This is a genomic window from Deinococcus rubellus, assembly GCF_025244745.1.
Lineage (GTDB): Bacteria > Deinococcota > Deinococci > Deinococcales > Deinococcaceae > Deinococcus > Deinococcus rubellus.
Genome location: NZ_CP104213.1, coordinates 2,205,808 through 2,218,194, shown reverse-complemented (window position 1 = coordinate 2,218,194; position 12,387 = coordinate 2,205,808). Strand labels below are relative to the sequence as shown.

The window sequence follows — 12,387 nt, the reverse complement described above, 5'->3', positions numbered from 1 at the left end:
TCAGCGCCGTCCGCCCATGTTCTTCGGCGGCCCCTTCTTGACTCCGGCGAAGCGGTTTTTCTCGGCGCGTCTGGCGATGCGGACCTGGGACGCCTGGGCCGCCGTGGGCTTCTGGCCAGGCTTGAGCGGGCGCGGCGGGGGCGGCCCGACCAGGGTGTCGAGCGTCATCAGTTTGAAAAAGGGAATGTAGACCACCGTGATCAGGAGCAGCGTGCCCCACCAGGTCCGCAGGTACGCGCCCAGTCCCACGGCGTAGAGCAGTGCCTGCAAAATCGTCACCACTGCCACGAACAGCAGGGTGCGGGCCAGAATCTTGAAGAGTTTATTGCGGGTAAAGCCGGGGTCAGGGTCGGCAGTGGTGAGCCAGGTCCAGGGATTCATAGGGGGTGCTCCTGTGGGGGGGCCGCGAGCTGGGTGGCGAAGGCGGTGAGTTCGGACCAGTCGCTGACTTCGGGGGCGAGTTCGAGCAGCAGGGTGGGTTTGCGGGCACTGGCCGCAAGGCGCGTCAGGGCGCTGAAGGTGGCCGCGTCGCGCGCCGGAGCCAGATAAAGCAGGCCGCGCACGGCTCCCTTGCCTTCCAGCAGATTCTGCGCGCCCCAGAGGTCGCGCTCGCCAGGTGGCAGCGGCTTGCCGAAGGGGGTGGTGGCCCGCTGGCCGCGCTCCTCGACCTGCTCTCGCGGCAACTGATCGGCCCAGACGGGATGCGTCGCCAGGTCGTCCAGTCTGGCCCGCAGCGGCCCCATCAGGAAGGCGTCGCGCAGCAGGCTGTCGGGACCGATGACGGCCACCGTCTGCTTGGACGGAGCGCTGAGCGGCGGCATGCTTTCCCTCGGGGGCTGGGCCAGCAGTTTGACCTTGCTCAGCGCCAGCCGCACCTGTCCGGCGTTGTGGGTGAGTTGCTGGCCGAGTTCGAGCGCCGCGCCGGGCAACCCGGGGCCGCCGTCCGGCACGGCCCGCAGGGTCGGCAGCCCACTGATGCGGCGCGGCAGCAACTCGGCCAGGTCGCTGGCCCAGGCGTCCTGAGATACCGCCCGCGTGCTCGGCAGTAGCACCAGATCGACATTGCCGAGTTCGAGCAGGCGGCCCAGCACCAGTTGCACCTGGACCGGCACGTCCGGCAGGCTCTGGCGGCCCAGTTCGTAGGCGTCTTCGGCGGGCAGGGCAGGCGTCACGACCTCGGCCCCCAGTTCGTTGAGAAATGTGTTCCAGTAGCGCATCTGGCGTGCGCCCAGAACGTCGAGCAAACCAACTTTCATGCTTCACAGTCTAGCGGCAAGCTGCCCCGCCTTGCCTGCGGGCCACCCAAAGCGGGACAATGCCGGAATGCCCCTGATCACAGTGCAAGGTTACGGCGAGATTCAGGCCCACGACAACGAACGGCTGGTGCTGGCCCTGGAGCGCGGCGGCGTGGACATTCTTCACCGCTGCGGCGGCGTGGCCCGCTGCACCACCTGCCGGGTCGAGTTCAGCGCTGGCGAGCCTTCCCGGATGACGCAGGCAGAGCACGACAAGCTCACGGAAAAGGGCCTGAGCGGCGTGCGGCTCTCATGCCAGATCGAATGCCAGCACGACATGTCTCTGACGCCCGTGCAGACGGTGGCGAACAGCGGACTGGAAGCGGGCAAGGCCCCGGCGGAGATGATCGAACCGACCCCGGTCTGGACCGAGGCGAGCTGAGGACCGCATCTTCATGCACTTTCCTTGCATGTTCATACGCTAGGCCGCTACACTGGCGACCTTATGCCGACTTCTCCCGCTGAGCTGCTGACGCCCGACACCCTGCCGTCCCCGGTGATGGCGGGGCGCGACTTTCTGTCCAATCTCGATATGATCAGCGGCGAGCTTCGCAGCGTGCTGGACACCGCTGCCTCGATGAAGCGCGGCGAGTGGCGCAATGTCAAGCCGCTCTCGGGCCTGTCGCTGGCATTGGTGTTCGAGAAGGCCAGCCTGCGGACCCGCACCACCTTCGACGTGGGGATGTATCAGCTCGGCGGCCACGCCATTACCTTATCCAATCAGGAAATCGGGCTGGGCCAGCGCGAGCGCGTCAGTGACGTGGCCCGCAACCTGGAGCGCTGGGTGGACGGCGTGATGGGCCGGGTCTATTTGCAGCAGACCCTGCATGAACTTGCGGACCATGCGAGTATTCCGGTGATCAACGGGCTCTCCGACATGCTCCATCCGGTGCAGCTGCTGGCCGACTACCAGACCATCGAGGAGGAACTCGGCACGGCCAGGGGCAAGCGGGTGGTGTACATCGGCGACGGCAACAACCTCGCCAACAGTCACATCCACATGGGCATCCTGACCGGCTCGGACGTGACCATCGTGACCCCGGTGGGCTACGAACCCAACGCGGGCGTGCTGATGGACGCCGTCAAGCAGGGCACCCAGATCACCCTGACCCACGATCTGAGCGCCATTGACGGCGCAGACGTGTTGTATACCGACGTCTGGATCTCGATGGGCCAGGAAGCCGAGGCCGACATCCGCCGCCGCGCCTTTCAGGGCTATCAGGTTACGCCGCAGATGCTCGACCGCCTGGCACCGCACGGCATTTTCTTGCACTGCCTCCCCGCCCACTACGGCGAGGAAACGGTGCCGGAAGCCACCGAGCACGCCAAGAGCCGGGTGTTCGATCAGGCCGAGAACCGCCTGCACGCGCAGAAGGCGCTGCTCTATCACCTGCTGGGCAGCGTGAAGCCGAGATGGTGAGGGGTGGTGAGGGCGTCAGCTGAGGTCATGGGGCAGGCCCGGATGGACAAGGCCAGAGGATCAGCCGCTCGCCGCGTTTTGCCGTCGGAGATCAGAGCCGCGCTGGACGTGCAGGGAGGTGCGATGTGAGCCGGATGATTGATGCCCTCCTGCCAACCCTCTACACTCCGCGTCTGACGGTCCGGCCCCTGACGCTGGCCGACGCGCCCGCGTTCACGGCGTACCACAACGACCCTGAACTCGCGCTGTACCAAAGCTGGGACATGCCGTACCCACTGGAGCAGGCCAAGGCACACGCCCGCGAGATGCAAGCGGCCCCATCACTGCGGGAGGACTGGAGCACCCTGATGCTGAGTGCTGACGGTCTCACGTTGGGCAACCTCAGTCTGCGCCTGACCGGGCACCGCACCGCCGAAATCGGATTCACCCTGGCCCGCGCCCACTGGGGCAAAGGGTACGCCGCCGAGGGGCTGAGCGCCCTGCTGGACTGGCTGTTCACGCAGGCTGACCTGCACCGCGTTCACGCCAGCCTCGACCCGCGCAATGCCCGCAGCGAGGCGCTGCTGAAGCGGGCCGGCCTGCGCTCCGAAGGGTGCAGCGTGCAGGCCTACTGGCACCGGGGCGAGTGGTCGGACGACGCCCACTACGCGCTGCTGCAAAGCGAATGGCAGGAGAAGCATGACACCTAAAATTTTTATCGATGGCGAGGCAGGTACCACTGGCCTGCAAATCCGCGCCCGCTTGCAGGGCCGAGACGACCTGGAACTGCTGAGCATCGCCCCCGAGCGCCGCAAAGATCCCCAGGCGCGCCGCGAGCTGCTCAACGCCGCCGACGTGGCCATCTTGTGCCTGCACGACGATCTGGCCCGCGAGGCGGTGGGCCTGATCGAGAATCCCCGGACGCGGGTGCTCGACGCCTCCAGCGCCCACCGGGTCACGGAAGGCTGGATCTACGGCTTTCCCGAACTCGTCGCTGCCCAGGCGCAGGCCATCCGGGATGCCCGATTCGTCAGCAATCCGGGCTGCTACGCCACCGGGGCCATCGCCTTACTGCGCCCGCTGACTGACGCTGGCTTGCTGACGCACGACGCACGGCTCAGCCTCCAGGGCTTTTCCGGCTACAGCGGCGGCGGGCGGGCACTGGTCGACGCACACGAACAGCCGGGGGCCGGGCCGCACCCGATGGCCGGGCCGTTCCGGAGTTACGGCCTCAACCTCAGCCACAAGCACCGCCCGGAAATGGCCGAGTACGGCGGCCTGAATGCCGAGCCGCTGTTCACGCCGCATGTGGGCGGCTGGCGGCAGGGCATGCTGGTGCAACTGCCGCTGCATCTGGGGGCGCTGGGTGTCACGGCGGACCAGCTGCGCGAGGCCCTGGCGCAGCATTATGCCGGGCAGCGCTTCGTCTCGGTGATGCCGGAAGCGGGCAACCCGCCCATCCTCGACCCCGAGGCACTCAACGACACCAACCGCCTCGAACTCTTCGTGTACGCCAACGATCAGGGTCAGGCGCTGCTGGTGTCGCGGCTCGACAATCTGGGCAAGGGAGCCAGCGGTGCGGCGGCGCAAAACCTGGACGTGATGCTGGGCCTGGACGGAACCGGGCGTGACTACACGGTGGTGGCTGGCGGGATACCCGGTTGACCGACCAAGCAGATGGGCTAGACTGCGCTCAGCTTCACAATTCAGCCCAGCAGTTCAGGAGGCCGACATGGCAGGCAAATTCGTAATCAAGCGCTCCGGCAAGGATCAGGACGGCTTCATGTTCAATTTGCACGCCAGCAACGGTCAGGTCGTGCTGACCAGCGAGCGCTACGAGGCCAAAGCCAGCGCCCTGAACGGCATCGAATCGGTCAAGACCAACGCGCCTGACCCGGCACGCTTCGAGTTGCGCCAGGGCAGCAAGGAGCCGTATTTCGTGCTAAAGGCGGGCAACGGGCAGGTTATCGGCATGGGCGAGCACTACTCGTCCGACAGCGCGGCGCGTGAGGGCATGGCGGCAGTGACGCGGGCCGCCGAGGGTGCGGCCACCGACGACCAGAGCTGAGGGCTGAGTTTCCCTACCTGACGCCGATCTGCTGGCCCAGCGCTGTCAGTGTGGCCGCCACCGCGTCCCAGATGAAGTGCTCCAGCTCATGGGCGGCCCGTTCACCGTCCAGCACCAGAAATCTCTCCGGCTCGGCAGCGGCGATATTCAGAAAGCCCTGGCGCACCCGGCGGTGAAAACTGAGGTCGGCGCGCTCCAGGCGGTCCGGCTGACCCCGCGCCGCTGCCCGCTGAAGGCCCAGCTCCGGATCGAGGTCGAGCAGCACCGTGATGTGGGGCCGCAGCCCTCCAGTGGCTTCCCAGGTCACCTCTCCGACGAAGCGGGGGTCGAGGCCGCGCCCCGCGCCCTGGTAGGCGGCGCTGCTGTCAGCGTAGCGGTCACAGATGACCACCTCGCCCGCCTGCAGGGCTGGGCGGATCACATCCCGCACCAGTTGGGCGCGGCTGGCGCTGTAGAGCAGAAACTCCGAGAGTGGATGAATCTCGAGGTCGTGGTCGAGCAGCACCGAGCGCACCTGCGCGCCCAGCGGGGTGCCGCCCGGCTCGCGGGTCAGCGTGTGGTTCACTCCCGCTGCTGTGAGCCGAGTTGCCAACCGCTCGATCTGGGTGGACTTGCCGGAGCCTTCCGGTCCCTCGAAGGTGATGAAAAGGCTCATACAAGCCTTTCGGTGCAGGCTGTGAGGAGCAGCAGGGGAACGGCTGGGGTTTCTGGGTGTGCCCACAGCGCTGGTCTGCCCAGTCGGCTCCCAGCGCTGTGTCCACTCACCACTCTTGTCACAGCCCCGTCGGGTGGTGCAGGAACTGCCAGGGAATGCCGAACTCGTCCTCGACGCGCGCGGCCAGTGCCCGCACGCCGAACACTTCGGTTTCATAGTGACCGGCGTAGATCACGTTCACGCCGTACTCGAAGCCGTCATGGAAGTGCTTGTGTTCGGGTTCGCCGGTCAGCACGGTATCCAGGCCCATGGCGGCGGCCTCGGGAATGCTGGACGCCCCGCCGCCGCTCAGGATGCCCAGACGATGCACCTGCGGGTTGCCGCCCCCGTGAACCAGGCAGATTTCGCCGGTCAGCTTCTGGACGCGGTCGGCAAAGTCTTGCAGGCTCTGGACGAATGGCAGCTCCCCAGCGAGGCCAATCTTGCCCCCGGCCCACTCGCCGAATGGCTCCAGGTTCTGCAAGGTCAGGGCGTTGGCGATCATGGCGTTGTTGCCGACTTCCGGGTGCGCATCGAGCGGGATGTGGGCGGCGTAGAGGTTGAGATTCGCGCTCAGGGCGATCTGAAGGCGGCGGGCGTGGGGCCCGGTGACGGCCAGCGGCTGGCCCCAGAACAGGCCGTGATGCACCAGCAGCAGATCGGCCCCACTGTCGGCAGCGTCTTGCAGGGTGCGGGCGCTGGTGTCCACGCTGGCGGCGATGCGGCGAATCGTCTCCGTTCCCTCGATCTGCAACCCGTTCAGGCTGGGGTCTTTGAAAGCGCTGATCTGGAGGTAGTCGTTGAGCCAGGCCACCAGCACGTCGCGGCTGATCTCGCGCGGCTGTGTGGTGGAATCCTGCGTGGTGGAGTCGGGGGTGGTGTGTTCGGGGAGGGTCATGCCGGGCATTCTAGAGCGGTGGGCGCACGCGCTTGGTCGCCCAGGGCGCTTTAAAGCATCGGTCATGAACGTTGCAAGACTTCCGTGACCGAGTGGAGCGAGTAAAAGACGCGGTAAAGCAGTTGAGAGCGGGCAGGTGACCCTGAGGGCGTCCGTTGTACCCAAGGCGATGGAATTGGCGGAGGGCTTTTCCACGCTGATGACTATGGACAACTGCGCTAGGGACGCTCGATGATTTCCAGCCGGTTGCCCCACGGATCGCTGAGAAAGGCCCGCCGCAGGGGAGAGAGCAGCGTGTCGGGTGTTGTGGGAACGCCGTGCTCGGCGGCCCGTGCCAGAAAGGCGTCGAGGTCGGTGCAGCGCAGCGCCGGATGGCCGATATCGAGCGGCGCGAACGGCTCGCAGACGGCGATATGCAGTTGCCGTCCGTCGGGCAGGCCGAACCAAAGGCCGCCGCGTTCGGTGACCACCGGCGGGTGCGCCAGTTCCGGGAGGCCCAAAAAGGTGCCGAAGAAGGCGCGGGCCTGCGGCTGATAGCCTTGCGGAGCCTGGATGGTCATGTGGTCGAAGCTGCTAAGCAGGGTCATGGCCTGAGCATAGACCGTGAAACGAAATCAGGCTTCAATGACTTCCAGCCGGTTGCCCCAGGGGTCTTGCAGAAACACCCGGCGCAGCGGAGCCAGTTCAAAATCGGCCTTCACCGAGACCTGGAACTTGGCCGCCCGCTGCACGAAGGCGTTCAGATCGCCGCAGCGCAGGGCCGGGTGGCCTTTTTGGCGCGGCACAAAGTCACCAGTAACGCCGATATGAAGCTGCCGACCATCCGGCAGGCTGAACCAGACGCCGCCGCGCGCGGCCAACACCGGGGGTTTGTCCAGCTCGGGGAGGTCCAGAAAATCGCCGAAGAAAGCTCGGGCGGCGACCTCACAGTCGGCTGGCGCTTCGATCTGGATGTGGTCGAGGCCGGTGATCAATGCCATGCCTTGAGCATAAGCGCTGAAAAACTGTTGTCTCTGGCAGAGGAACAGACCTTGGTTTACTCGCCCCTCAGCGCCGCCACGATCTGCTCGCCGTACGCCTCGATGCGCTTCTCGCCCAGACCCGGCAGACCGCGCAGCCCGTCCAGACTCTGCGGCTGCCGCTCGGCCAGCACGTCCAGGGTGGCATTCGGGAAAACCAGGAAAGCGCTGACGCCCTTGGCTTTGGCGAGCTGACGGCGCAACTCGCGCAAGCGTTCGGTCACGTCCGGGTCGGCGCGGCTCTCTGAACCGGCAAACAGACGGCCTTCTGGAAAGTCGGCGGATGGCTCGGCGGTTTGTAACTCTCGGGCGGGCTTGCGGCTGAGCAGATTCAGCAGGGCGCTGTTTTCCCGCGCGCCGCGCTCCTGCGACTCGGGCACCCCGTTTCTCAGTCCATCTGCCCTCAACACCTCCAGAAACGCCTCGCCGTACTGCGAGAGCTTGCGGGTGCCGACGCCGCTGATGGTCCCCAGCACCGCCAGCGAATCGGGCTTTCGCTCGGCCATCTCGCGCAGGGTGGCGTCGTGGAAGATGACGTAGGGCGGCACTTCCTGTTCGCGGGAAAGTTTGAGCCGCAGGGCACGCAACGCCTCGAACAGTCCTCCGGCGGCCCCAGCAGGCGCGGCGCTGCGTTCGCGGCGGCCTTTCTTGCTCGTCTGCGGCGTCAGCATATCCTCGCGCAGCCACAGGGTTTGTTCGCCTTTCAGTAAGGGCCGCGCCTTGGCCGAGGCGATCAGCGAGCCGTGCCCGGCGGCGTCGGTAGTCAGGTAGCCCAGGGCGACGAGTTGCCGCACGATGTTGCGCCAGCTCCGTTCCGGCACGTCCTTGCCCACGCCGAAGGTCGGCAACTGATGGTGCCCCAGCCCGCGCACCCGTTCGGTGGCGTTGCCCAGCAGCACATCGGTCAGGTGCGCTGCGCCGAAGCGGTTGCCGGTGCGGATCGCCGCCGAGAGTGCCATCTGCGCCTCTCTGGTGGCGTCGAAGGTGCGCGGCGGATTCAGGCAGGTGTCGCAGTTGCCGCACGGCTGAGGCAAGTCCTCACCGAAATACCCCAGCAGCACCTGGCGGCGGCACGAGGCGGTCTCGCAGTAGGCCAGCAGGGCGTCAAGCTTGGCGGCCTCCACCCGCTTGACGTTCTCCGGCGCTTCGCTCTGGGCCAGCATCCGGCGCACGTTTACCACGTCGGCCAGGCCGTAGGTCAGCCAGGCGGTGCTGGGCAGGCTGTCGCGCCCGGCCCGGCCAGTTTCCTGGTAGTAACCTTCCATGCTCTTGGGCAAATCCAGGTGGGCCACGAAGCGCACGTTGGGCTTGTCGATGCCCATGCCGAAGGCCACCGTCGCCACCACGATCACCCCTTCCTCGCGGATGAAACGCTCCTGGGCCGAGTCGCGCTCACGAACCGGGAGTCCGGCGTGGTAGGGGAGAGCCGTGAGGCCCTGAGCGGTCAGCCACTCGGCGGTGTCCTCCACACTTTTGCGCGACAGGCAGTAGACGATGCCCGCCTCGCCGGGGTGTTCGGCCCGGATGAAGTCGAGCAGTTCGGACTTGGGGCCCGCCTTGCCCGCGCCCTTTTGCTGAATGCGGTACTGGATGTTGGGCCGGTCAAAGCTGCTGACGAAGAGGTGGGCATCTTCCAACTCCAGCACCCGCACGATGTCGGCGCGGGTACGCTCATCGGCGGTGGCGGTCAGGGCCAGGCGGGGCACATCAGGAAAGCGCTGGGGCAGCACGCCGAGGCCCTGATACTCGGGTCGGAAATCGTGGCCCCACTGACTGACGCAGTGCGCCTCGTCCACGGCGAAGAGGGCGACCTTGCTGCGGTCCAGGAGGTCGAGCATGCGCGGCATCAGCAGGCGCTCCGGCGCGACGTAGAGCAGGTCCAACTCGCCTGCCATCAGCGCGGCTTCCACCTCGCGCACGCCGCCGGAACTCAGGGTGCTGTTGAGGAAGGCCGCCCGCACGCCGCTGACGCGCAGGGCATCCACCTGGTCTTTCATCAGCGCGATCAGCGGGCTGACGACCACGCCCACGCCGCTTCTCAGCAAGCTGGGAAGTTGGTAACACAGGCTCTTGCCGCCGCCGGTGGGCATCAGCACCAGCGCGCTCTCCCCCGCCGCTGCCGCCCGCACGATCTCGGCCTGCACGCCCCGGAACTGGTCGTAGCCCCAGACCGATTTGAGGACGGCGAGGGCCTGGGCGTCGGGGAGGCAGCGGCAATCATGGCCCGATGATAGCGCTTACGCTGGCAGCGTAATGGGAGTGGCCCGAAGGGGATTGCCTCACGGCACTCGGTTTCGCTCAAGTCAGCTGTGGGCGGCCTGAATCCGGATGAGCTGTCCCGCCGCTGCCTCCGCTGCCAGGTCGCGCTCGAACATCGGGTGACCCAGGCGGTGTCCCTGCCCCAGATCAGCGCCTAGCGCCACCGCCACCGCCAGATCGGCTCCAGTTTCCAGTCCCTCGGCCACCACCTGGACGCCGAGTTGGTGGGCGTAGCGAATCAGGGCGTCCACCAACTCGGCGCGGGGGTCGGCCAATGTGAGGCCCAGCAGCAGACTCTTGTCGAGTTTGACGAGGTCGGGGCGCAGCGACTCCAGGTAGATCAGGCTGCTGTGTCCGGCCCCCAGATCGTCGAGCGCCACCCGCATACCCTCGCGGCGGTAGCGGTCGAGCACCTTTTGCAGCACCTCCAGATCGGGAAACGCCTCGGTCTCGACCACCTCGAAAATCAGCCGCGCCGGGTCTATGCCGTTTTCCAGACCAGCCGCAAAGGTGCTGCCCAGGCACACCTCCGGATCGTAGACCACGCCCGGCATGAAGTTGATCAGCAGGTGGCCGCCACCTTCGGTCAGCGCCGCGCCCTGGTGAATGGCGAGCTGGCGGGCGAGGCGGTCAAACAGGTGCAGGCCGCCGTGCGCCAGGGCCGCCGAGAGCAGTTCGCCCGCACCGATCAGCCGCTCACCGAGTTGGGCACGGACCAGCGCTTCGTGGCCGAACACCGCGCCGCTGCCCAGGTCGAACACCGGCTGAAAAGCCATGTGCAGCGTACCGAGGGATTCGGGAAACCAGGCCGTCTCGCTGAGGGTCACCCGCAACGCCAGCGGCATGACGTCCCAGTAAGCGGGCTGCTGATCGATCAGCGGCATCACCTGCACCTGCGCCAGCTCGCCGGGCTTGAGTGCGTCGGCGAGGGCCGAGAGCTGAGCGGCGAGTTGACATGCCCCGCCGCTCAGCCGCCAGCCGGGACCACCAGTATACGGCTTGGCCCCCACGCACAGCCGGGCCAGCCGACGGGTCACGTGGCTGGACGAACTGAACACGATCATTTCCTCGGCTACCGGGCCAGTCTGGAGCCGCTGGCAATCGCAGGTAAACGGTTCCATGCTCTCACTGTAAAGGACTTCTGCCACAGAGTCACAACAAATTTGTATGAATGATGTTTATAAAAACTTAAGCTCGAAGAATCGCCAGATATGAAAGCCCATGAAGGAGGCCAGGCTCATGTGGGCCTGGCCTCCTTCATGGGAACGACTTGAAAACGTTTTAGACGAACGCGCTCAGCCCGGTGACGGCGCGGCCCACCACCAGGGTATTGATCTCGTTGGTGCCCTCGTAGCTGTAGATCGCCTCGGTGTCGGCGAAGTGCTTGGCGACACCGTTTTCGAGCAGAATGCCGTTGCCACCGAAGGTCTCGCGGGCAAAGGCCACCGTCTCGCGGCAGCGGGCCGCCGTGAACACCTTGGCGAGTGCGGCGTGTTCGTCTTTCATGATGCCGTGGTCGGCCATGTACGAGAGGCGCAGGCACAGGGTGAACATGCTGGTCACGTTGCCGAGCATGTGAACGAGGTGGTTCTGAATCAGCTGGAACTCGCCGATGCGCTTGCCGAACTGCTTTCGGTCCTGGGCGTACTTGACGGCCAGCTCGTAGGCTCCCATCGCGCAGCCCACCCCCTGCCAGGCCACGCCCGCGCGGGTCAGGCGAAGCACGTCGGCAGTGGTGCGCCAGCCCTTGACTTCCTGAAGGCGGTCACTGTCGGGCACGCGGCAGTCCGTCAGGGTAATCAGGCCGTTTTCCACGATGCGTAGGGCGATCTTGCCCTGAATCTTCTCGACCGCGTAGCCCGGCGTTCCGGCCCGCACGATAAAGCCGCGCACTTCACTGCTGTCCTCGTCGCGTGCCCAGATGACCGTGAAGTCTGAGAAGGTGGAGTTGCCGATCCACTTCTTCTGGCCGTTGAGCACCCAGGCGTCGCCGTCACGGCGGCAGGTGGTCCTCATCCCCTGGCTGACCTGCGAGCCGCCTTCCGGTTCAGTCAGGCCGAACGCGCCGATGGCCTTCAGGTCGAGCATCTTGGGGAGCCACTCGGCCTTTTGCTCCGCGCTGCCGCCGAGGGCCACGCTGGCAAAGGCCAACCCTGCGTGCACGCCGAAGAAGACGGCGGTGGAAACGTCTACCTTGCAGGCTTCCAGGGTGATCAGGCCTTCCATGACGGTGGCGTCGGCCTTGCGGGTGCCGTCCTCGTTCCAGACCTTTCTCAGCAGATCGAGCGGGCGCAGGGCGTCGATGATCTGGCGCGGAAATTCGTCGCGGTTCCAGTACTCGTTCATGATCGGGGCAACCTCGGCGTGCATAAACGCCTTGACCTGCCCGGCCACCTCGCGCTGCTCGTCTGTCAGCGTGTCCATCAGCCCGAAAAAGTCGCCGTCGGGTGCGGGCAGCTCGCGCGGCTTGCGCTCTTTGGTCTGGCCCACACCCAGCGCTTTGCTGAGCTGCTTGAGCTGCGACTCGTCCATATTGGCTGCCGCATTGAGCAGTCCGGCCAGATCCACCTTGCCTGCCAGCGCGCCGAGCTTGGTCAGGTCGAGCTGCGAGAGAAGCTGGGTCAGGTCGGCGCTGCCCGGCGGGGTGCGTTCTGCTGATTTGGTCATGTTTCCCATTGTGCCGCAGTTAGAATTTTTAGACTGAGTTCAGGAATACTGGCGGTGTTGAGCGATGCTTTATCTGCTTGCATTGTGC

The 12,387-nt window shown here is 66.1% G+C and carries 14 protein-coding genes; 5 read left to right on the top strand and 9 right to left on the bottom strand.

The genetic code is table 11. The annotated features are described in order from the left end of the window. Both N0D28_RS11400 and N0D28_RS11395 read right to left on the bottom strand, forming a co-directional pair. Positions 1-381 (bottom strand): hypothetical protein, encoded by a 381-nt coding sequence (locus tag N0D28_RS11400; protein WP_260559639.1) that lies wholly within the window; start codon positions 379-381, stop codon positions 1-3. Beyond that, the gene (locus N0D28_RS11395) at positions 378-1,256 is read right to left on the bottom strand and encodes a hypothetical protein (RefSeq protein WP_260559638.1); all 879 of its coding nucleotides are present in this window, start codon (positions 1,254-1,256) and stop codon (positions 378-380) included. The genes N0D28_RS11400 and N0D28_RS11395 overlap by 4 nt, the downstream gene beginning before the upstream one ends. Before the next feature lie 67 nt (positions 1,257-1,323). Between N0D28_RS11395 and N0D28_RS11390 the strand changes: the two genes are divergently transcribed. The 5 genes from N0D28_RS11390 (at position 1,324) to N0D28_RS11370 (ending at position 4,762) form a co-directional block, all read left to right on the top strand. Further along, a complete protein-coding gene (locus N0D28_RS11390) occupies positions 1,324-1,677 on the top strand; it encodes a 2Fe-2S iron-sulfur cluster-binding protein (RefSeq protein WP_260559637.1) in 354 nt (117 codons plus the stop codon). A 63-nt stretch (positions 1,678-1,740) separates the two neighbouring features. Beyond that, on the top strand, positions 1,741-2,715 hold the full coding sequence (gene argF / locus N0D28_RS11385; RefSeq protein WP_260559636.1) for an ornithine carbamoyltransferase: 975 nt from the start codon (positions 1,741-1,743) through the stop codon (positions 2,713-2,715). Between the two features lie 134 nt (positions 2,716-2,849). Further along, on the top strand, positions 2,850-3,404 hold the full coding sequence (locus N0D28_RS11380) for a GNAT family N-acetyltransferase (RefSeq protein ID WP_260559635.1): 555 nt from the start codon (positions 2,850-2,852) through the stop codon (positions 3,402-3,404). Beyond that, positions 3,394-4,359 carry an N-acetyl-gamma-glutamyl-phosphate reductase gene (argC, locus tag N0D28_RS11375; RefSeq protein ID WP_260559634.1) on the top strand — a complete coding sequence of 322 codons (966 nt, stop codon included), beginning with the start codon at positions 3,394-3,396 and terminating at the stop codon, positions 4,357-4,359. Before N0D28_RS11380 ends, argC begins: the two co-directional genes overlap by 11 nt. A 67-nt stretch (positions 4,360-4,426) precedes the next feature. Continuing rightward, on the top strand, positions 4,427-4,762 hold the full coding sequence (locus N0D28_RS11370) for a YegP family protein (RefSeq protein WP_260559633.1): 336 nt from the start codon (positions 4,427-4,429) through the stop codon (positions 4,760-4,762). Positions 4,763-4,775: 13 nt separating this feature from the next. On the opposite strand, the gene tmk is transcribed toward N0D28_RS11370, so the two are convergent. The 7 genes from tmk to N0D28_RS11335 all read right to left on the bottom strand — a co-directional run bounded on the left by tmk (position 4,776) and on the right by N0D28_RS11335 (position 12,299). Further along, complete coding sequence (gene tmk, locus N0D28_RS11365; RefSeq protein WP_260559632.1) at positions 4,776-5,417, bottom strand: dTMP kinase; 642 nt, start codon at positions 5,415-5,417, stop codon at positions 4,776-4,778. 118 nt (positions 5,418-5,535) lie between these two features. Next, positions 5,536-6,354: a Nif3-like dinuclear metal center hexameric protein gene (locus tag N0D28_RS11360; protein WP_260559631.1), complete on the bottom strand. Its 819-nt coding sequence runs from the start codon at positions 6,352-6,354 to the stop codon at positions 5,536-5,538. 218 nt (positions 6,355-6,572) lie between these two features. After that, a complete protein-coding gene (locus N0D28_RS11355) occupies positions 6,573-6,941 on the bottom strand; it encodes a VOC family protein (protein WP_260559630.1) in 369 nt (122 codons plus the stop codon). Positions 6,942-6,968: 27 nt separating this feature from the next. Continuing rightward, on the bottom strand, positions 6,969-7,334 hold the full coding sequence (locus tag N0D28_RS11350) for a VOC family protein (protein WP_260559629.1): 366 nt from the start codon (positions 7,332-7,334) through the stop codon (positions 6,969-6,971). Positions 7,335-7,390: 56 nt separating this feature from the next. Then, a complete protein-coding gene (gene recQ / locus N0D28_RS11345; protein ID WP_260559628.1) occupies positions 7,391-9,517 on the bottom strand; it encodes a DNA helicase RecQ in 2,127 nt (708 codons plus the stop codon). A 159-nt stretch (positions 9,518-9,676) separates the two neighbouring features. Beyond that, positions 9,677-10,753, bottom strand: a complete 1,077-nt coding sequence (locus N0D28_RS11340; RefSeq protein WP_260559627.1) for an EAL domain-containing protein — start codon at positions 10,751-10,753, stop codon at positions 9,677-9,679. A gap of 160 nt (positions 10,754-10,913) precedes the next feature. After that, entirely contained in the window at positions 10,914-12,299 is a 1,386-nt protein-coding gene (locus N0D28_RS11335) for an acyl-CoA dehydrogenase family protein (RefSeq protein WP_260559626.1), read from the bottom strand. Between the last annotated feature and the right edge of the window lie 88 nt (positions 12,300-12,387).